Source organism: Eubacterium limosum, assembly GCF_000807675.2.
Classification (GTDB): Bacteria; Bacillota; Clostridia; order Eubacteriales; family Eubacteriaceae; genus Eubacterium; species Eubacterium limosum.
In genome coordinates this window covers 1,570,715-1,591,879 of the sequence record NZ_CP019962.1, presented here as the reverse complement: position 1 = coordinate 1,591,879, position 21,165 = coordinate 1,570,715, and the positions used below count along the sequence as shown (strand labels likewise).

The 21,165-nt window shown below is 33.4% G+C and carries 15 protein-coding genes; 2 read left to right on the top strand and 13 right to left on the bottom strand.

Features of this window, described 5'->3' with window-relative positions:
* Positions 1 to 44: 44 nt before the first annotated feature.
* Positions 45 to 1,283: an LCP family glycopolymer transferase gene (locus tag B2M23_RS07295; RefSeq protein ID WP_038353058.1), complete on the top strand. Its 1,239-nt coding sequence runs from the start codon at positions 45 to 47 to the stop codon at positions 1,281 to 1,283.
* Between the two features lie 30 nt (positions 1,284 to 1,313).
* Positions 1,314 to 2,279, top strand: coding sequence for a UDP-glucose 4-epimerase GalE (galE, locus tag B2M23_RS07290; RefSeq protein WP_038353059.1), 966 nt, complete (start codon positions 1,314 to 1,316; stop codon positions 2,277 to 2,279).
* 383 nt (positions 2,280 to 2,662) lie between these two features.
* On the opposite strand, the gene B2M23_RS07285 is transcribed toward galE, so the two are convergent.
* The 13 genes from B2M23_RS07285 to B2M23_RS07225 form a co-directional block, all read right to left on the bottom strand.
* Positions 2,663 to 3,439 carry a glycosyltransferase family 2 protein gene (locus B2M23_RS07285; RefSeq protein ID WP_038353060.1) on the bottom strand — a complete coding sequence of 259 codons (777 nt, stop codon included), beginning with the start codon at positions 3,437 to 3,439 and terminating at the stop codon, positions 2,663 to 2,665.
* A complete protein-coding gene (locus B2M23_RS07280; RefSeq protein ID WP_038353061.1) occupies positions 3,436 to 3,801 on the bottom strand; it encodes a DUF2304 domain-containing protein in 366 nt (121 codons plus the stop codon). The genes B2M23_RS07285 and B2M23_RS07280 overlap by 4 nt, the downstream gene beginning before the upstream one ends.
* Positions 3,798 to 4,526 carry a glycosyltransferase family 2 protein gene (locus B2M23_RS07275; RefSeq protein ID WP_038353062.1) on the bottom strand — a complete coding sequence of 243 codons (729 nt, stop codon included), beginning with the start codon at positions 4,524 to 4,526 and terminating at the stop codon, positions 3,798 to 3,800. Before B2M23_RS07275 ends, B2M23_RS07280 begins: the two co-directional genes overlap by 4 nt.
* A 10-nt stretch (positions 4,527 to 4,536) precedes the next feature.
* Entirely contained in the window at positions 4,537 to 4,890 is a 354-nt protein-coding gene (locus B2M23_RS07270; protein ID WP_052237343.1) for a DMT family transporter, read from the bottom strand.
* 27 nt (positions 4,891 to 4,917) lie between these two features.
* The gene (locus B2M23_RS07265; RefSeq protein WP_038353063.1) at positions 4,918 to 6,315 is read right to left on the bottom strand and encodes an undecaprenyl-phosphate glucose phosphotransferase; all 1,398 of its coding nucleotides are present in this window, start codon (positions 6,313 to 6,315) and stop codon (positions 4,918 to 4,920) included.
* Between the two features lie 20 nt (positions 6,316 to 6,335).
* On the bottom strand, positions 6,336 to 7,193 hold the full coding sequence (locus tag B2M23_RS07260; RefSeq protein WP_038353064.1) for a glycosyltransferase family 2 protein: 858 nt from the start codon (positions 7,191 to 7,193) through the stop codon (positions 6,336 to 6,338).
* 79 nt (positions 7,194 to 7,272) lie between these two features.
* Positions 7,273 to 8,247, bottom strand: coding sequence for a glycosyltransferase family 2 protein (locus tag B2M23_RS07255; protein ID WP_038353065.1), 975 nt, complete (start codon positions 8,245 to 8,247; stop codon positions 7,273 to 7,275).
* 882 nt (positions 8,248 to 9,129) lie between these two features.
* Positions 9,130 to 11,985, bottom strand: a complete 2,856-nt coding sequence (locus B2M23_RS07250; protein WP_081571137.1) for a GBS Bsp-like repeat-containing protein — start codon at positions 11,983 to 11,985, stop codon at positions 9,130 to 9,132.
* A 169-nt stretch (positions 11,986 to 12,154) separates the two neighbouring features.
* The gene (locus B2M23_RS07245) at positions 12,155 to 14,062 is read right to left on the bottom strand and encodes a DUF2142 domain-containing protein (protein WP_081571136.1); all 1,908 of its coding nucleotides are present in this window, start codon (positions 14,060 to 14,062) and stop codon (positions 12,155 to 12,157) included.
* Positions 14,063 to 14,391: 329 nt separating this feature from the next.
* On the bottom strand, positions 14,392 to 15,594 hold the full coding sequence (locus B2M23_RS07240) for a glycosyltransferase family 2 protein (protein WP_052237345.1): 1,203 nt from the start codon (positions 15,592 to 15,594) through the stop codon (positions 14,392 to 14,394).
* A gap of 11 nt (positions 15,595 to 15,605) precedes the next feature.
* Positions 15,606 to 16,772: a nucleotide sugar dehydrogenase gene (locus tag B2M23_RS07235; protein ID WP_038353067.1), complete on the bottom strand. Its 1,167-nt coding sequence runs from the start codon at positions 16,770 to 16,772 to the stop codon at positions 15,606 to 15,608.
* A gap of 79 nt (positions 16,773 to 16,851) precedes the next feature.
* Entirely contained in the window at positions 16,852 to 18,981 is a 2,130-nt protein-coding gene (locus B2M23_RS07230) for a glycosyltransferase family 2 protein (protein ID WP_038353068.1), read from the bottom strand.
* A complete protein-coding gene (locus B2M23_RS07225; RefSeq protein ID WP_052237346.1) occupies positions 18,978 to 21,128 on the bottom strand; it encodes a glycosyltransferase family 2 protein in 2,151 nt (716 codons plus the stop codon). Before B2M23_RS07225 ends, B2M23_RS07230 begins: the two co-directional genes overlap by 4 nt.
* Positions 21,129 to 21,165: the final 37 nt, after the last annotated feature.

Below are 21,165 nucleotides of genomic sequence, written 5' to 3'. Positions count from 1 at the left end.
TCATAAAGAGAAAAACATATTTAATTAGCAATTGAGAGGTCCCCATGGAAAAACGAAACAAAAGCGTTATTGGAAACCGAAGAAGTGGCGAACGGCCCTCTTCCCCTTCAAAAAAGGCGCCTTCGCGCCCTTCAGGACGTTCTGGAAACAGCCGGCCATCTCAGAGCCAGGGTTCCAGAAGCAATTCTTCCCGTCCATCCCGCCCACCACAGAGAATCGATGAACGAAGACGCAGTTCTAATGATACTTTACCCAAAAAACGCAGAAAAAAAAGAGGATTTTTTAAGAAAGCATTAATTTTACTTCTTGTGCTGTTGATCGGAGCAGGAGCATATGCCGCTACTGTCATCAAATTTGGCAATTTAAACAAAGATCTGACCGGAAAGGTCTCCCAATATAATATCAGTTCAAACGCCGCCAATATGGCTCTGAACCACCGCATTGTCAATGTGGCGATCTTCGGTGTCGATGGGCGTGACGACGTGGATGGCAGCCGGTCCGACTCCATGATGATTGCCTCGGCCGATTTCGAACATAATAAACTGAAAATAACTTCATTAATGCGGGATACCTACGTATACATCAATAAAGATTACGGCTACGACAAGCTCAACGCCGCCTATTCCTTTGGTGGCCCCGAGCTGGCGCTTAAAACCATCAACCAGAATTTTGATACCGCCATCACCGATTATGTGACCATTGATTTTACTGCCATGGTTGCAATGGTAAACGCCGTTGGCGGCGTCACCATTGATATTGAAAATGAAGATGAGCTTTATTGGGTTAATCAGTATTTGATGGATGTCAATGATAAAGTGAAAACAAACTCTCCTTTCCTTGAAAGTACAGGATCACAGGTTGTAGACGGAAGCCAGGCACTGGCCTACTGTCGTGTCCGCTACGTTGGAAACGGAGACTTCGACCGTACACTTCGTCAGAGAAAGGTTTTTGAACAGGTCATGGCTAAGGCAATGGACTTAAACCCATTGGAACAATACAGTTTGCTAACAAAAGTTATGCCCTATGTTGAAACCTCATTAAGCAAAATAGAGATTCTCAAATACGCCGGCAATGTCATGTTCATGAAAGATCATGCCATCCATCAAGAACAAATTCCAGCCGAAGGTTATGTCGATACCGGCATGCTTGGCGATGTATCTTATGTATTCCCTGTCACCCTGGTAGATAATATTAAGGAATGGTATCAGTTTGTTTATGAGACAGATTATACGCCATCAGGAACGGCTCAGGATATTAGTGATGAGATTGAGTCTGTGTGGTAGAAAATTAATTTAAGAAAGTGAGTAGTGTAAATGAAAGTTTTAGTTTCCGGAGGCGCTGGCTACATTGGTAGCCACGCTGTTGTACAGCTGTTGGATAAACAATATGATGTAGTCGTTGTTGATAACCTATCAACTGGACATCAATGGGCTGTTGATAAAAGAGCCCCATTTTATCAATGTGATATAAGAAATAAAAAAGATTTAGATAAAATTTTCAAAAAAGAAAAAATTGATGTTGTCATGCAATTTGCAGCAGATATTGTTGTAGCTGACAGTGAAAAAAATCCTCTTAAATATTATGACAATAATGTTTATGGTACTATCTCGTTACTTCAAACAATGTTAGAAAACAATGTGAAAAACATCATTTTCTCCTCCACAGCTGCTGTTTATGGGAATACTGAAAAAGTTCCTGTTGAAGAAAAGGATCCGCTGGACCCCATCAGCCCTTACGGTGCAACAAAAGTGTTTGTAGAACGAATTTTAGACGATTGTCGAAAAGCTTATGGCTTAAATTATTGTGTTTTTCGCTATTTCAATGTAGCCGGCGCACATGAAAAATATCCAATTGGGCAGAATGTAAAGAAAAACACTGCTTTAATCCCTATCATTTTAGAAGTTGCTTCCGGTGAACGCGATTTTATCGGTATTTTCGGCAATGATTATGATACAAAAGATGGGACAGGAATCCGTGACTTTATTCATGTCGTAGACCTCGTGGATGCACACATTTTAGGAATTAACAAATTATTGAAAAATGAAAGTGCAATCTATAATCTGGGTAATGGCCAGGGATTTTCGGTGTTGGAAATGATTGAAGCAGCAAGAAAAGTTACGGGCCATCCAATCCCAACAAAAATATCCCCACGCCGTGATGGGGATATTGCATGCTCAATAGCGTCCAGCGAAAAAGCAAAGACAGAGCTTGGATGGATGCCAGTTTATACGGATGTTGAGAAGATTATTGAGACGGCTTGGATTTATAAAAATTGTTGACTAAAAATTGAAGTGATGACGATTATAAAGTCATCACTTCAATTTTTATTAATATATCTGGTTTTATAAACAACTTGTCGCAACAAGAACTTTACTATATAAAAAGGCAATTATCTCCCTCAACCAATAAAAAACAGCAAAAAAATAATTGATAGAACTTTCAAAGACTATGTTTAGATAGCATATTATCCAAATTAAAATTTAAACATAAATTAAAATAATACAGCAAAACCTTAATACAATAATCTGCAGTTAAATGCTATACATTTCTATAGTTCTTTTATAAATAATTAAATCAAAATATTTCAAGTCACAGAGATCAAAGTATAACACTCTCAATTATAACATCAATTTTTTTAAATTAACTTTACAAATCCCCTTAATCAAATTTCATTGCTTTTTTCACTTTTAGTGTATTGTTTGAAAATAAATCTGGCTATATCTGAGGGCCAGAATTTACAGAGCATTTTCAAATCTTCTTCTGCTCGTTGATTATTTATTATAGTAGTAGACGTTTCACTCCCTTTGTGAATACGATGTAACATTAGTGGTTTGTTTATATAAGCAAACCTTCCCTTTTTTCGTGATAAATTCTCCCAAGCATCCCAGTCTAAGTTTGTACTCCAATTTAAATCAAAAGAAAAATTTTTTAAAAGCATTTTATTATATGTTACTGAAGGACAACATATAGGATTTCCAAAAGATAAAACCGCTCTTTTGAACAAATAGTTTTTTCCACTAAGTCTTAACGGAAACAATAATTTTCTTTTTATTTTTAAATTTTTATTATCTGAGATAATTCGATCATTTCTTAATTCATGATAATCCGTAAAAGCTATCAATGCATCACTATATTTATTAAAAACATTTATAACAAAAGCTAAATATTCTTCATCATAGACATCATCTTGATGAGCTAATGTTACATACTTTGTTTCTGCCATCTTTAGCCCGAAATTCCAATCTTGCCCTATACCGCCATTATTATGAGAAAACATTGAAATCTTATGTTTTTTTGCTATATTTCTAATAAACTGATTTTCTGTAGATGTTACAATTATAATATTACTTTGGATTGATTGTTTCATTAAAGACTCTAAGCACACTTCAAGATACGGTGATTCTTGGTAAGCACAAATTACAAATGTATGATTATTCAATTTCTATTACCATCCCGCTTATTTATTTCTAAATCTCGGACACGTTTTTCTAATAAAGTCAAATCTTGTATCAATTCCTTATTTTTTTCTTTTAGAATACTAATCTGCTGACTATTTCTAAAAAGAAATAAAACTAAAAATACAGATGTTACCAAAAACAATAATGACGGTGGGTAAGCGATCCCTATTATATTTGCAAGCCAAATTATTATATTAGGCCAAATGCTTAATATTAATATAATTACAGCACCAATTACCCAAAGAATACTTTCATCTTGTGATAGTGTATTTTTCTTTACATTATGATAAATATACATCATTAAAACAACTGCAACTATAATAAAAAATACACGCGTTATCATTTGCTCACCTTCTTTTTACCTGTTAAATTGTTGAAAAATACTACCAATATATAATAAAACATCTTCAGCATATATTTAATCGGTTTTATAACTCCACCATGCATACTCTCCCCAAACTCTCTATTCTTCATTTGTACAGATATTTCCTCAATAGTATAGCCTTGATATATTAACTCTATTAACAAGTTAGCATCCGGAAATTCTGGATAAGCAAAAATTTTAGATAAAGGAGTAAAAACTTTTCTTTTTAAAACTTGCAATCCTGAAGTAGGATCATATATCTTTTTCCCTGTTAACATTTTAATGATAATTTGAAAAAGTTTTGTCCCCACCTTTCTAAAAAACGAATGCTGGTAGTTCGTTGTTGATAAAAAACGAGAACCAATAACAATATCTGCCTCAGTCTCTAATGCATACTCGTACATTTTTTTTGCTTCCGAAGCCAAATGCTGTCCATCACCATCGAATTGAACAAGATATTCATAGCCTTCTTGCACAGCATATTTAAGCCCTGTCTGCACTGCATAGGAATATCCTAAATTTATAGGTAAATCTAAATAAAAGATTCCTTCTATTCTCTTTATCACATTTAGCGTGTTATCCATAGAACAGTCGTTAATAAACAGAATATCTGCCTCATTAAAATTATTTTTTATATCTTCCGCTACTGTTTCTAAATTTAATTCTTCGTTATAAGCCGGAACGATCATTAATACTTTATTCACAACTTCTCTCCTACTGCACTTTTAAATTCATAAAAACTACACCGATTAGGATAAACCCTAATCCAATCCACTGAAATAGAGAAATGCTCTCTTTTAAAATAAAAATGGATGCCGCAATAATTAAAACATACGATAATCCAGTTGTAACAGGTTGAATATAGCTTAAATTAAACTTTTGCACTATTACTATCCACATTACAAAACTTATCATATACAAGCATAATCCAATTAAAGTTGCGTATGATAATGATAAATTAAAAAATCCAGGATTCAGAGCAAAATTATTATGTTCTGCTCCCACTTTAACCAACGTTAAACCACCAACACTGCAACACAAATAAATAAATACAGCGAAATAAATCATCTACTTTTTTATACTCTCCTTCAAATTTTAATAAGCATTCTTAACCAGTGCCCCAAACGTCATAAAAAACACCTTCACATCCAGCAACAGCGACCACTTCTCAATATACTCAATATCGCAGTTAATCCGCTCCACAATTGAAGTATCCCCGCGCCATCCGTTTACCTGTGCCCAGCCGGTAATTCCCGGTCTTACATGATGCTTAATCATATACTTGGGCACTTCATCTTTAAACTGCTGCACATAGAACGGCCGCTCTGGTCTTGGGCCGATAATACTCATATCTCCCTTTAACACATTAAAAAACTGTGGAATCTCATCCAGACTTGTTTTCCGGATAAAGGAGCCAAATTTCGTCTTTCTCGGGTCATCCTCGGTGGTCCAGAGCTGATCGCCCTTTTCTGGAATATCATTTCGCATTGAGCGGAATTTATAGATATAAAATTCCTTTCTGTTCATGCCCACGCGGATCTGCTTATAAATAACAGGTCCTGGAGAGGTTACCTTAACCAGAATCGCTAAAATCAGATAGAGCCATGAAAAGACGATTAAAAATGTGCCCGACAAAAGAATATCCAGCGCCCTTTTGACAAACTTATTAAAGGGCTCATCCAGCGGTATATACCGCGTGTTAATCAACGGGATACCGTCAAGCTCATCAAAGGCTGGCCTGGAGCCCTGGACCAGATTAAAGTAATCTGGGATAACCTGTGTTTTTATACCCTGATACTCGCATTTGTCGATCACATCATTGATGCGCTTAAAGCTGGTATTTGGCAGCGCAATAATGACTTCATCCACACGAAATTCTTCCAGTATATCATTCATTTCTTTTGTGGTTCCCAAAATCGGCAGACCATTTTTATCACTCTTCGGATAATAATCGTCAACGTAACCGCAAATTTTGTAGCCGAGCTGCCGGTCTCCTAATACTTTATCCGCAAAAGCCTGTCCCAGAGCGCCGGCCCCCACTATGATAATATATTTAATGTTATAACCGCGTTCACGCATCATTCGAAGAACTTTTCGAATGGTTCCCCGCTCCAGAGACATGATTACAATGGAGAACAGAAAGAAAAGTCCGAGCATATACCTTGAAAAGTGGATGCTCTTCTCTGTATATAAAACTGCCATTACGATTAAAATTCCAATGACATTAGACAATATAATCTCCTGGCACTCTTTAAAAAAGCGCTGCTTCCGATATGGTTTATACAAACCAAATATAAGAAACAAAATCAGGTAAACAGGTATGATAAAAATCAACAGACCAACATAAGCCTCGAAATGCATTGTGCGGACGCCATCCGTAAAAAATGGAGAAACAAACCGAATATACCAGGCCAAAAGAAGCGCGCCGCTGACGACAACAGCATCAAAAACAACCAGCAGAAAATTAAAAAAATGTTGATTACTTTTTATCACAGCTTTTACCTCCTCTTAGATTATCGGTTTTTTGCCAACGCAATTTTTTTCATTATTTTCGTTCCAAGAAATACAGTACCTGTTGTAACTTTACTGTATTTCCCCTGATAATGTTTATTATAAAAAATAATCATTGAATCATAGAACGCTTCGATCACTTTAGGATTGCGTTTCCCAATTCCGCTGGCCTTTTTATAATGAAAGATACGTACTTCCGGATAATAAATGATCTGATATCCAGCCTGCTTAATGCGGTAGCACCAGTCAATATCCTCACCGTACATAAAATAATCCTCATCCAGCAGCCCGACACGGTCGATCACACTCCGGGGAACAAGCATAAACGCCCCCATTACGCAATCCACTGAACATATTTTATCCGGATTAACAAAGGTCAGGTTGTACTCACCAAACCGCTGGCTTTTGGGAAAGCGTTTATCCAGCTTAAGTGAATGGTAAAAACCGTTAGCCGGCGTCGGAAAGCTTCTCTTGCACGCTGCGTCTAGCTGGCCATTTTCCAGAAGCACTTTGCAGCCTAACGCTCCCACCTGGGGTCTTGTTTTTATAAAATCCAACGACTTCTTAAGGGTATTCGGCTCGACGATTGTATCTGAATTTAACAGCAGAATATACTCTCCCTTTGCTTTGTGAATACCAATATTATTCGCCTTTGAAAAGCCCAGGTTTTCTTTGTTTTTAATGATGCTCACCTGTGGAAACTTTCTTTCAACGGCTTCGATACTGCCATCACAAGAAGCATTATCCACGACGATCACCTCAAAGTCGACCTCCTGCAAATGGCTCTCATAAACTGAAGCCAGACAATTAGTGGTCAATTCTGCTGTTTTATAATTAACAATAATAATTGATAAATCCATAAATGCTCCATTCGTACATACTTCTTGTCAATTTTAACAGTATATCATAAATGTAACAAATTTGCATCTTCCATTTGCCTTACTTCGATATTTTTTCAAATAAATATCGGAATACATTACAGAATAACATCCCCTCTATCTTGATATAGTTAAGAATATGGCCCATTTTGAAGGGTGTTTTCCGAACTTTATTTAAACTTAAAAAGGCTTCTCTAATACCAGACCAATAAGTCTTTCCATATCCTGACACAGAAAACATTGCGCCCTTGATTAAAAAACCCAACGCTAAAAAAATAAAATTGATCATCATCTGTAAAAAAGGCATATTTTTATAGGCCGTATAGATATTATTCCTGGCCGAAATTTTAACCTTAAATTCTGAATACTTATTGCCATCCGCTGTTGTCGCGCTGCCGATATGATAACAGATGGCAGATGGCTCATAACGATTCTTATAGCCGTAAATGCGTCCTCGATAAGAGACATCCACATCTTCAAGGTAGGCAAAATAATGTTCGTCAAACAAGCCGATCTCATCAAAAATGCTTTTTCTGTAAATGCCTGCGCCGGCGCAGGTACTGAAAATACTGGTTGGCTTCAATAATCGGGAAACGTTCTTCCCATCACCGCGTTTATAAGCCCAGCCTAAGATATTATAAAAATCTCCGGTATCATCGATTTTATCGCGTTCATAATAGCGAATCATCCGTGAAGAAACGGAAAATATCCGTTTATCCTTGTCAATAGCCTGATAGAGCTTTTCAACAAAATCATCTGCCACCACCACATCATTGTTTAGCAGCAGCACATATCTGCCCCTGGCAGCGCGAATGCCATTGTTCACGGAAACCGCAAATCCAGAATTTTTTTCATTAAGGATCAGCCGAATCTCTGGATGATTCTTTAAGATAATCAGACTATCGTCGGTCGAGCAGTCATCGACAATAATGATCTCAAAATCTTTGAAAGACTGCTCTTTCAAACTGTTGAGACAATTTTCTAAAAACGCTTCCCCGTTAAAATTAGGGATAACAACTGATATTTCTTTACTCATATACATTCTCCATGGTATTATCATATCCTAGATAAATGAAGGATGCAATAAAATTCTAAACGGATATTTTTAATGCAATAAGCTTTATTTTTTCCCTGTGGATAAAAAGATATCCACAGGCGTAACCGTCATATATGTCGGCAATTTAGGCAAAAAAGCGAAAATGGACGCGAAATCACCGACACCTGTGTCGACATAAATAACTATAACATTATAATTTTTATATATTATTATATATTAATAAAGGGGGCCGCTGCCTGCTTTCTTCTGTTTCAAAAAACAGTTCCCCTTGTTTTTAAAATCTGTGATGATGATTTTTAATATTTTACTTATCATTGACATTTGTATGTTAACCAGCAACCATACATTATCAAATTTCAAGCATGAGCATGCGTTTAAGCGCTTTTTTTCTCATGTTCATGATTCTCCTTTTTGCTTCTTTCTCTTCTTAATTCAGGCATTTTTTAAGAATTTTTATTTTCCAGTATTTTGTGGATAAATGGTGTCAAAAATTGTAAAGCGGACAGATCTGTCCGCGATAATGCCAAAATCGCCAAAATAGCGGCAGAATCGCGGTCATATATGTCCGCCATTAATAATATTATAAATAATATATTATTATATATATACTTATTCCTGAGTGCAGGGTTATCCACAGATTGAAATCTTTGATATCTAAAAACGAATCAGCAAAATCTAATCGACATTAGTAATTATTTCTCCAAAATAATTGTTAACCTCTTTTGTTTCATTATAAATCTTTATGTTATACTCTTAATTAATACTCTTTTTAAAAAATAGATAGGTTTAGTACTTGATCCGATGATTTTACTAAAAAATAAAACCTGTAAGATTTTGACGTCTTACAGGTTTTTGTTTAATTTATGGAATTCTGTTCATAATGTCAATAATTCCCTGACCATAGTTTGCTCCGGTTGCCCATCCATATCCATTAGGATTTTCTTTTTGTCCTAACCATTCAACATATGGGGCGCAGCCTCGCTTAACCAAGTTAAATCTTTCATCAACACAAGCATTATTTAAAGGTTCTGTTGATGCATAAGCCTTCAAATGTTGTATCTGCGCACGAATTCCCATGCGGATACCATTTTCATTGTCTCCATATTTCTGAGCAAAACTCATGCCCGCAGCGCCATCATCTGTAGCCCCAAGGCCAGCAAAATTGAATTGACTAATGCTTACTTGACCACCAAATTTTAACCAACCGGTTTCTTTCATGGCTTGAGCAAAAGCTACGTCTGCACGAATGCCTTCGGCGTTTGCTTCTTCGATGTAAAGTTGTGCGAAACGGTTAAGGTCTACGTTTCTTCCATTTTCTGTGTAATATGATGGGAAGGTATTACCTGACGAATTGTAAAGCTCAACTAACTGATTTGAACTTATATGTAAGTTAGCCATAATATTTGTTAAATTATTTTTAACCTGTACTGTCGTTTCACCAATTTTGTAGTGCACCATATTCTGATCTTTTCCATATACGTTTATTTTATACTCTCCACGTATGTTGTCAAAATCTCCAATATCCGCTGTCCCTAAATAACTTCCGTCTGCCTGTTTCTCTCCTGCATACCAAGTCGCGCGGTCTCCTATGTACACTTCATACGATACTCCGCTCACCTGCTCTGCCGGGCTTAAGTCAAGTGCTTTTATCTGGAAGCTGTTCCCTGTTGTCTCGCTCTCAAGGCGTTCTACTTTCCCTGTTATCTTTGTATTTGCAGCTTTTTTAACCTGTACTGTCGTTTCACCAATTTTGTAGTGCACCATATTCTGGTCTTTTCCATATACGTTTATTTTATACTCTCCACGTATGTTGTCAAAATCTCCAATATCCGCTGTCCCTAAATAACTTCCGTCTGCCTGTTTCTCTCCTGCATACCAAGTCGCGCGGTCTCCTATGTACACTTCATACGATACTCCGCTCACCTGCTCTGCCGGGCTTAAGTCAAGTGCTTTTATCTGGAAGCTGTTCCCTGTTGTCTCGCTCTCAAGGCGTTCTACTTTCCCTGTTATCTTTGTATTTGCAGCTTTTTTAACCTGTACTGTCGTTTCACCAATTTTGTAGTGCACCATATTCTGGTCTTTTCCATATACGTTTATTTTATACTCTCCACGTATGTTGTCAAAATCTCCAATATCCGCTGTCCCTAAATAACTTCCGTCTGCCTGTTTCTCTCCTGCATACCAAGTCGCGCGGTCTCCTATGTACACTTCATACGATACTCCGCTCACCTGCTCTGCCGGGCTTAAGTCAAGTGCTTTTATCTGGAAGCTGTTCCCTGTTGTCTCGCTCTCAAGGCGTTCTACTTTCCCTGTTATCTTTGTATTTGCAGCTTTTTTAACCTGTACTGTCGTTTCACCAATTTTGTAGTGCACCATATTCTGGTCTTTTCCATATACGTTTATTTTATACTCTCCACGTATGTTGTCAAAATCTCCAATATCCGCTGTCCCTAAATAACTTCCGTCTGCCTGTTTCTCTCCTGCATACCAAGTCGCGCGGTCTCCTATGTACACTTCATACGATACTCCGCTCACCTGCTCTGCCGGGCTTAAGTCAAGTGCTTTTATCTGGAAGCTGTTCCCTGTTGTCTCGCTCTCAAGGCGTTCTACTTTCCCTGTTATCTTTGTATTTGCTACTGTTACAAATGTTGTTCCTAATCGGTAATGATTTCCTAAAGAATCTTTAACATATGCATTTATACCATATAAACCAGTTTCATAATTAAAGTCCTTCGTAGGTACATTAGCAGTAAACTTATCTGCACTTTTATATATACCATCATACCAAACTATCTTTCCATTTTTGTATACTTCAAATGACACACCTGAAATGTTGCTTCCTTCCATTTTCAACTGTTCAGCATTGACTGAAAAAACATTGTTGTTAACTTGTGAACTTTCACTCGTCACTATTCCTGAAGCTTTTACAGCAACTTCACCAAACAACTGTTTTATACTTTTAACAATTCTATTTGCTTCATCATTTTGATAAGTATTATCAGCAAGTTTTCTTGATTCATTATCGTTAGAAACAAATCCAGCTTCAATAAGAACAGATGGACATTTTGTGTGCGCTGGAATATAATCATCTCTTTCAATAATATTCCTAAATGGAATTCCTATACCAGAAAAGTTAGCTTTAAGTAATTCTGCAAAATCTTTCGATTTTAACGCAGCATTGCAAGGAGATTTATCTCTCCAAGAAAAATCACCATTTCCCCAAAGTCCATAAACTTTATATATGTCAGTGTTATCAATTCCAGCCCGATAGCTACTCCAGTAAAATTCATACCCACTGGCATTTCCTCCAGAATTATGGTGTATACTAATTGCAAGATCTGGGTTTTTGCTATTAATTGCATCTCCAATTGTTTTTAAAGATGAATTAGAATTATATCCATCAATTACTTGCTGCGTAGTTAATAAAGCTGGGATCGAACATCCCGTGACTGGATGAGTCAAAAAAACATCATATCCTATATCTTTCAATTTTTCAGCAACTTTAGATGCTAGTTCTGCATTCAAAGTTGCTTCTTGTATATTATTATTATTATTAACCGCACCAGAATCCCTGCCTACTAAATGTCCTGGATTAATTACAATTGTAGGAACCTTTGCGCTTATTGGATAAGAAGAAAAACAAAGAAAAAGCAGAAAAAAGGTCATTAAAAACACTCCAATAATTTTAACCTTTCCCAAAACACTATTTTTCAACAATTTTATACCTCCTTTCTTGAAAATTTAGAATAAGCTACCCTACTCTAGAAAATAATAATAACATATTTTATTGTAGTAGTACAACTATGATAAAAAGAGGTGTATGGTATTCTGAATAGATTTAAATTTCTGCTCAAAAGCATCCACCTCTTGTTGATATTTCGTATTTCTATATATTATACATATTTAATAATTGAAAATTTGCAATACAAATAACTAGAAACATTGTCCATATACAAAACCCATTCAAGTATCTCTTCGTTTTTTTAGATATATTTATATTGTTATTATTAAAAAGCATTAGAACTAAAATAATTAACGGTGCAAAATATCTCCCTTGCATGCCAACTACTGTAACATCTCCAACGGGTACGTATGTCAAATACAAAGCAGTAATAGTCAGACCCCACGAACAGATAATAGCACAAAGTATCCATAGTTTATTTTTTATTGTTAATTCAAACATCGGCCCATCATTATCAATAGTTGCAATTAAAAATAAAAGAATTAATACCGCAAAAATATATATTGAGGCCAAATTTCCCGAATATGCTAAAGAACCAATCGGATTTGTAAAATAAGATAAAAAAGACCCTTCAACGTATCTCCAGCAGATAAGTATATATTTGAACAAATGCCCAAATATAAATCCTATTTGACCAGAAACACTTGTACCAGGTGGAGCCCATAAGTTTAAACCCACGCTATTAGAATAAACAAAATTGGCCATCATAACTAACCCTGCTGAAATAATAACAGTCAGCTTATAAAAAAATTTATATTGCCCATGAAACTTTTTTTGAGGAATTGCTAGATATAGTAAACAAAATGGTGCATAAGTCATTTTTGAAGTTATTAATAAACTCAATAAAAAAATAAATAAACAAACCTTCGGCCAAGTTATGCCTTCATTTTTTTCTTTAAAATGGTTGATAAATATAGCTACAACAGCTAATGCCGAAACATAAGTAATCCCATCAGCAGAATACGCACACACATGATACATCATCCCCGGAAAAAGGCCTAAAACAAAAAATATATTTTTAATCACTTTTACCTTTTTAATAATAAAAAACATTGCTATAGAATAGCCTAGCAACGAAGTTAGACGTCCCAAATAAAACGTAGCAATAAAAGGAAAATGACACAGTTTCCCCAGGAAAATCCCGATAGCTGAAAAAACGTACGCAGTAGGTAAATAATTTGCTGCTGTAGAATTATGAAATTCTTTTTGTGAATAATCCGTATTTCTAAATTCTTTAACCAATTCTATTTTTTCTTTATAATTGTTATAAGTTGCACTATTTCCATTATATGAAAAAAATTGTTCAATGTTTCCTGGCCAGCCAATGGGTTGCTCATCCGCTCCCCCTAAATCAAAAGATGCAATTTGATAGGACTTGTTAAAATGCTCTCTCTCATCAAAAGTTTGATATGGAGGCGTTAAAAAAGACATGTTTAGCCCACAGTAAATTGCAATAATAATGAATGATATATGCAAATTTTTTACCAAGTATTTTCTGTATTTAACCAATACAAATAAAACAAATATTGAAGTACTTAAAAAAATAAATCTAAATATATTAAATTCAAATGTATTATCTATTATTATTTTATCAATTGAAAAAGAAAAACCCTCGACTGGTGCAGTCTCTGCATTTTCTAAAATCTTTAACTTTACTTCATTAAGCGGCTTGCCAATTCTTATAAACGAATTTGAGTCGATGTCAGGCATAAATTTTTGAGCAGTTCTTGGATAAACGTCATCCGTTAACGTCTCAATATAAAAAATGCTTTTATTCGTCTCAGTTTGAATATTTAAATATAAGACTACATTATTTCCTTTGAATGATATACTTGGTTCTTTTCCAATTACAGTGTAACTTCCATTCTCGTATATCAAATCATTTAGTTCTATGTCGCTATCCTCTATCGTTCTAATTACTCTATCATCTTCTGGTACTGCAAAGTATAAACGATTAAAGAAAAATACTTCCACTAAAACAGAAAGAAGCAATATTACTATAAAAACACCTATGTCTTTCAGTAAATTTTCATAAAAATACTTTTTCATCATTCTCCTCTGTATTTCTTTATTGTTTCAATAAATTATCTTTATATTTTCTGAATAAGATAAATAGTTATGCTCTTTTTTATACTATATTTCAGTGAGATTATTTAAAAACTCTCAAGCCTATTGAATTTTGATAGTTACTCTTTATATTTTTAATTACGTCTAATAGTTAACATATGATTAATATAAAAACAACTAGTTACACCAATCAGTTCAATTTTTAAAATTTTAATACTTGCAAAACCAGAATAAAAGAAATCTAATTCAAATTTTTCTTCTAATGCAATACTTTATAACAAAAATTATTTTCTATTATGCAGCGTTCATCTTTACTAACACTGATTATTTTTTAACTTTTTCATTATTTTTCTAAATGGCGCTGTTATTTTCCAAGATTTCGAATTTATCATATTCGCTAATTCCAATTTGTTTCTTTCAACTTCTAATCTAAAATCATAAAGATTTTTTTCGAGCATTTCTATTTTAAGATTCAAATTACTAATTTTTTTTTCTAAGTCATCACTATTTCTTTGCATAACAACATCATTTAAACTACTTTTACGATACTCTTTATAATAACTTTTCAAATCAAATTTGTACTTTTCTTCCAAAAGTTCAATGCTATTTGGAATATTTAATATTTTTTCAAACCTTTCAAATCCTAACCATTTCATATTAGTTGTTTTTACACAATTTAAAAGCAAGTAGGCTTTCTCAATTTCTAATTCCAATTCTGAACTGGAGTTTTGATTAACAAAAGCATCCTTAAAAAAATAAATAAACTCTTCATTTGACATATCATCGAAATAATTTCTTTTAATCATTGTATGGACATTAAAAAAAGCAATTTCACTGCTCTTATCATTCCCACTAATTTGGCTTTCAGAATTTGTCCAGCGGTACAAAGTTAATTTTTCATCTAAAATATAAATAGGCGCTTTCTTGATTAATCTAGTCCATAACTCAAAATCCTGCGCCGGCACATATGCTATATTATAATTTATTCCAATTTTATCGAGCAAAGACCTTCTTATTATTGAAGATGGATTGCATAAACAATTCCCATTTTCGAAAAAATAACGAACCCATTCCTTTTGAGTTTTATTTGGCTCTTTATTAAATAGATTATATATATTTCTATTCTCATCATCACAAATATTATCGTTATTATTTATTATATGTACTCGAGTAAAACATGCTCCATATTCAGCATGAGAGTCCATAAATTCAACTTGCTTTTGCAACTTATTTTTTTTCCAAATATCATCACTATCAATTCTAGCAATATACTGGCCTTTAGCTTTTTTAAATCCCTCATTCACGGTATAAGCAACATGTCGATTTTTAACTAAATAATGTTTTTTTATTCTTTCGTCATTAAAAGAATCAATCATTTCTTTCGATCCATCAATAGAGTTATCATCAACTATAATTAATTCAAAATCATCATACGTCTGTTCCAAGACACTCTGTATTGATTTTTTAATGCTACTTTCACCATTATAGTTTGGCATTATTATGCTTACTTTTGGCATGTTAATATCCCCTAATCCTTATTATATAAGTCCCTTGTATATACTTTTTTTTCAACATCCTTTAATTCTTTATTCATTCGGTTAACTACAATTACATCACTAAGTTCTTTAAATTTTTCAAGACTATTAATTACCCTGTTATGATAAAATTTGTCTTTTTGATATGTTGGTTCATAAATAATTACTTCTATACCTTCATTATTAATAATTTTTATTATTCCTAAAATTGACGAATCTCTAAAATTATCACTCCCGGATTTCATTGTTAAACGATAAAACCCCACTACTTTAGGACTTCTTTTTAAAATCATCTTTGCTATATGATTCTTTCTGGTTTGGTTACTTTCCACAATAGCAGTCATTATATTCTGAGGAATATTATTATAATTAGCCAATAATTGTTTGGTATCCTTAGGCAAACAATATCCGCCATAGCCAAATGACGGATTATTATAATAATTCCCAATTCTTGGATCTAAACCAATTCCTTCAATAATATCATTTGCATTCAATTCTTTTATTTCTGCATAAGTATCCAATTCATTGAAAAATGATACTCGCATCGCTAAATAAGCATTTGCAAATAATTTAATTGCTTCGGCTTCCGTGCTTCTTGTAAATAGTAATGGAATATTTTTTTTAATGGCTCCTTCCTGTAATAATGATGCAAATAATTCTGCTCTTTTACTCTTTTCACCTACTACTATCCTTGTAGGATAAAGGTTATCGTATAGTGCCTTTCCTTCTCTTAAAAATTCCGGAGAAAAAATAATATTATCTACGTTGTATTCTTTTTTTATATTTTCAGTAAAACCGACAGGTACTGTTGATTTTATGACTACTAAAGCATTTGGATTGATTGCCTCTACCGATCGAACAATATCTTCTACACTCGAAGTATCAAAAAAGTTTTTTTCATAACTATAATTAGTAGGTGTAGAGACAATTACAAAGTCAGCATTATCAAAAGCTTCTTTTTTCTTAGAAGTAGCTCTTAAATGAAGATCTTTATTTCTTAAATATTTTTCAATTTCTTTATCTTTAATGGGCGATTTACGATTATTAATCATATCAATTTTTTCTTCAATAATATCCAAAGCTGTGACTTCATGATGTTGCGCTAAAAGCACAGCAATACTAAGCCCTACATAGCCAGTTCCTGCTACAGCTATTTTCATTATCTATTCCTCTTTTCTACACATCAAAAAACATTATAAACGTATTTTAGATTCAACCAAAAACAATGTATACAAAGTTTTATATTTTCAATGAATAATCTCCATACTTCAATGACAAATTCGGATTATAATACGGGTCATTTTTTATATACTTTTTCCATTTTTTATGCATATAACGTTCTTCTTCATCAAACCTTTTCTGTTTTTCACATGTATTTTCAGCGCCTCTGGATTTTGACTCAAAATGATATAACTCCGTTTCATGTAACCAAACATTTACTTTACCAGCTTCATATAAGCGAATACACAAATCAACATCATTAAAAGCTACCGCCAATCCTTCATTAAACCCACCGATTCTGCTAAAATCTTCTTTTTTAACCATCATACATGCAGCTGTGACAGCTAAATAATTGCAATTAATCGCTAACCGCCCAAAATATCCTAGATCTCCTTTAGGAAATTCCACATGACCATGGCCTGCGACACCACTATGCCCAACGATAACACCAGCATGCTGAATGGTATCGTCCGGATAATATAGTTTTGCTCCAACAGCACCGATTCGCTCAAATTGTGCGAATGAAACCATATTACTAAGCCAATTATTATTGATAACCTCCGTATCATTATTCAAAAACAACAAATACTTTCCATTTGCATGGTCTGACGCGATATTATTTATTTTAGAAAAATTAAAAGGAATATTTATGTCTACAACTTTAAAATTATCATATTTTTCCTTATACAATTCCAATAAATCAGTCGTTTCTTTTTCTCTGCTGCCATTGTTAGCAATAATCACTTCATATTTTGGGTAAGTTGTCTTTTTAAAGATTGAATCAATACATTTCTTCAAGTCATTTGCATTATCTCTTGTTGGTATAATGATTGACACCAGTTCTTCTTTTGCTACATTATAGTAAACATCGTATAAGCCTGGGCTCGCGCCATGCTTCACAAATGCTTCTATACCACGGCGCGCCATTGCATCCTGAAGTGCCTTTAATCCCGCTTCAAACGCGTAACCTTTAGAGTCTTGATTTACAGCTGTCGAAGAATCTAACATTCTCCAGTGATATAATATTTTAGATATATGAGCTATCCTGTCTGTTTTTTCAGTAAATCTCAAAACAAGATCATAATCTTGCGCTCCTTCATAACCTTTTCTAAAACCGCCAATCTGTTGAATAATATTTTTACGGTATACACCTAAATGACTAATATAATTCGTAGAAAGAAGTGTATCAGGTGCCCAATCTGATTTAAAGGCCGGATCCCTTCGTTTACCATTTTTATCTATTTTATCTTCATCACTGTAGATTAAATCGTATGTTGGATCTACATTCAAGACCTTTGCTATCTCATAGAGTGCATTAGGAGACAGTTCGTCATCATTGTCCAACAAAGCAACATATTCCCCATTAGCAATTTTTATTGCTGAATTCGTCGCTTCACAAATATGTCCGTTCTCTGTTCGATATACCACCTTTATTCTTGAATCCATCTGACTGTACTGGTCTAATATTTTCTTAATGTGTGGTTTCGTAGAACAGTCATCCGCTATACACAACTCCCAATTATTATAAGTTTGATTTATCACAGATTTAATACATAAAACAAGCCATTTCTCCTCAACATTATAAACGGGCATTACAACAGATATTAAAGGAGTATAACTTAATGATTCTTCCACAATCGAGTTGTCCTTTTCATTGTCTGCTATCCATTTTTCATAATTTATATTGCGTTTATTTTTTTCAATTTTTATGCGTTTTATTGTATTTTTTAATCCGTTTCGTTTTAAATATCCGAACACTCTTCTAATCATAATAATAGGATAAGAAGAAGATCCTGTTACTGAATTATAGTTTTTATACTTTTTTCGGGGATAAACTTGGAAAGTTACAATATCATTTTCAGAACAGAATTTGATTGGGATAATCCCTGAAAAATCTTTTACTTTTAATGTAATAAAAAAACCTGTTGAAGCTTCTTTATTCAAATTATATTTCTCAATGATATCTGTCCGATATTTTTCTCTTATAATAATTTCTTCTAAATTCTCATTGCTTTTAATATCGATCGTTACAGAATCTTTTTTTAAAAGATCAAAAGCCCAACCTTGTATTGTCAGCAACCCCTTTTCTTCATCTTTTAAAATACTATCAATAAAATATTTGATTCTTTCTCCTTGCTTTTTTTTCATCTTAACTCTCTTTTTACTAAATTAATATTTGTATATGGATCTATTAAATCGTCTAAGGACCATTTTTCTTTAAAACGATTCAATTCATTTTTTTCTTCTAAAAGTTTATGTTTATACGTCTGTTTTACTTTAACGAATGGATTGAACAATACACTATAACCTTGTTTTTTTACTTTTACACATAAATCAATCGCTGAAAGTGGAAAAGACCATCCCTTTTCATACCCACCAATTAATTGAAAAACATCTTTTTTAATCAAGAGACAGTCATCACTTACTGAAAAAACATACTGTGGAGCTACGATTCGGTAATAATATCCCTTATACTCTCCGTCATCTTCACAGCCTTGGTGCGAATATCTTATCTTGCCATTTACATCAAAATTCATTCCAACATTTAAAATTTTATTTTTTGCGTCGACAATTTTCACTCCTGAAATACCAATCTTTTTATTATAACTAAAATTAATCAATTCTTTTATCCAATTTCCACTTATAATCTCAACATGTTTTTCTAAAAATAGTAAATATTCTCCCGTTGCTATCTCTGCACAATAATTTTTCAATTCATTATTATCACAATTTTTATAGACTTTAATTATATTTGATTTATTTTTATATCTTTCGTCAGCTTGATCACTTGCATCTTCACGCTTAATTCCAAAAACAAACTCAATTTGGCTATATTCTATGCTATTTTCAAGCTTACCAAGCACAGTACTTATCTCATTCTCTTCCAGCAATACAATAATTGTAATTTTGGGTTCTGTCTCAAACTCAAATTGCGTTTTATATGTTCCATAAAATTTTCCTAATTCCACTTTACCTTTAATATGATGTCTTTCTAAAGAATCCTCCAAAGCTTTTTTCCCAGCTTCATAGCAATACATCTTTGCCTGAGGATTAAACGCAACCGAACCTTCTATTGTCCTCCAATGATATAACAATTTTGGAATATGATGTATGGATTCTGCATTCTCAGTTGCCCTTAAAATAAAGTCATAATCCTGGCTTCCATTGTACTCAGATTTTAACAATCCTATTCTGTCAAGTAAGCTTTTCTTAACAAGTACAAAATGTGTTATATAATTATGGTTATGTAATAACTCGCTATTCCATGAAGACTTGAAAAAAGGATCAAATCTCTTTCCTCTAGTATCTATTTTATCTTCATCACAGTATATAAAGTCACGTCTAGAGTCCTCATTTATGGCTTTCACATATTCATATAAAGCAAAAGGGGATAATTCATCATCATTATCCATAAAACCAACGTAGTCACCTGTCACTAAACTTATTGCGCTATTTGTAGCCTCCGAAATATGTCCGTTTTCATGCCGATAGAGAACTTTGATTCGATGGTCTTTCAATTGATATTCATCCAACACTTTCTTCACATGTGGAGATGGTGAACAATCATCAGCTATACATAACTCCCAGTTTATGTAATATTGGTTTATTACCGAATTAATAAAGCATCTTAACCATCGTTCTTCAACATTATAAACTGGTACCACAATAGATATTTTCGGCAAAAATTGAAAATTGACAATATCGTTTTTTACTTTGTCAATGCTATATTTTTCATTTTTATAAATCCAATATCCAAAATCGCTCCATTCTTTCGTTCTTCTTTTGTAATTAAATTTAGTGATTGTTTCTTTAATTCCTTCATTTTTTATATCATTTTTAGTATTACGTATAATCTCCGAAACTGACACACGTTCAATCTTTTTTTTATTTACTTTTATAGGTAAAATAACGCCATTTTCCGTTTTCAAAACCAATTCAAAATATTTATCAACTTTATAGTTTTCAATTTTAATTTCAAAACCGGATTTTAAATCTTCATCGAGAGAAAAAGCTTCATTTACATCTGTGCGAACAACTCTTTTAAAGCTTGCCTTCTTTTTTATTTCTTTTTGCACTAAATATTGTAGCGGAGTAAACGTTAATGTACACAACCCCCATCCCCTAATCAAAACCGATTTATCTTCCTTATTATTTTCAATCGTATCAATACTAAATAAAAACAACTTTTCTTTTTTATTATATTTAGCTTTCAGTCGTTCGGCAATATAACTGGTGGTTTTAAATTTTTTATTTTCAATCCAAAATTCTTCTTGAAATTTTTCTTTTTTTTTCATTACTTATCTATCCATTTCCACTATTGTTGTAAAATCA

Coding starts and splice junctions, on each gene's coding strand:
- B2M23_RS07280 (WP_038353061.1), bottom strand. CDS start 3,801: ATGATAACGCGTGTATTTTTTATTATAGTTGCAGTTGTTTTAATGATG.
- B2M23_RS07255 (WP_038353065.1), bottom strand. CDS start 8,247: ATGAGTAAAGAAATATCAGTTGTTATCCCTAATTTTAACGGGGAAGCG.
- B2M23_RS07235 (WP_038353067.1), bottom strand. CDS start 16,772: ATGAAAATAGCTGTAGCAGGAACTGGCTATGTAGGGCTTAGTATTGCT.
- B2M23_RS07295 (WP_038353058.1), top strand. CDS start 45: ATGGAAAAACGAAACAAAAGCGTTATTGGAAACCGAAGAAGTGGCGAA.
- B2M23_RS07225 (WP_052237346.1), bottom strand. CDS start 21,128: ATGAAAAAAAAAGAAAAATTTCAAGAAGAATTTTGGATTGAAAATAAA.
- galE (WP_038353059.1), top strand. CDS start 1,314: ATGAAAGTTTTAGTTTCCGGAGGCGCTGGCTACATTGGTAGCCACGCT.
- B2M23_RS07240 (WP_052237345.1), bottom strand. CDS start 15,594: ATGCCAAAAGTAAGCATAATAATGCCAAACTATAATGGTGAAAGTAGC.
- B2M23_RS07245 (WP_081571136.1), bottom strand. CDS start 14,062: ATGATGAAAAAGTATTTTTATGAAAATTTACTGAAAGACATAGGTGTT.
- B2M23_RS07230 (WP_038353068.1), bottom strand. CDS start 18,981: ATGAAAAAAAAGCAAGGAGAAAGAATCAAATATTTTATTGATAGTATT.
- B2M23_RS07260 (WP_038353064.1), bottom strand. CDS start 7,193: ATGGATTTATCAATTATTATTGTTAATTATAAAACAGCAGAATTGACC.
- B2M23_RS07270 (WP_052237343.1), bottom strand. CDS start 4,890: ATGATTTATTTCGCTGTATTTATTTATTTGTGTTGCAGTGTTGGTGGT.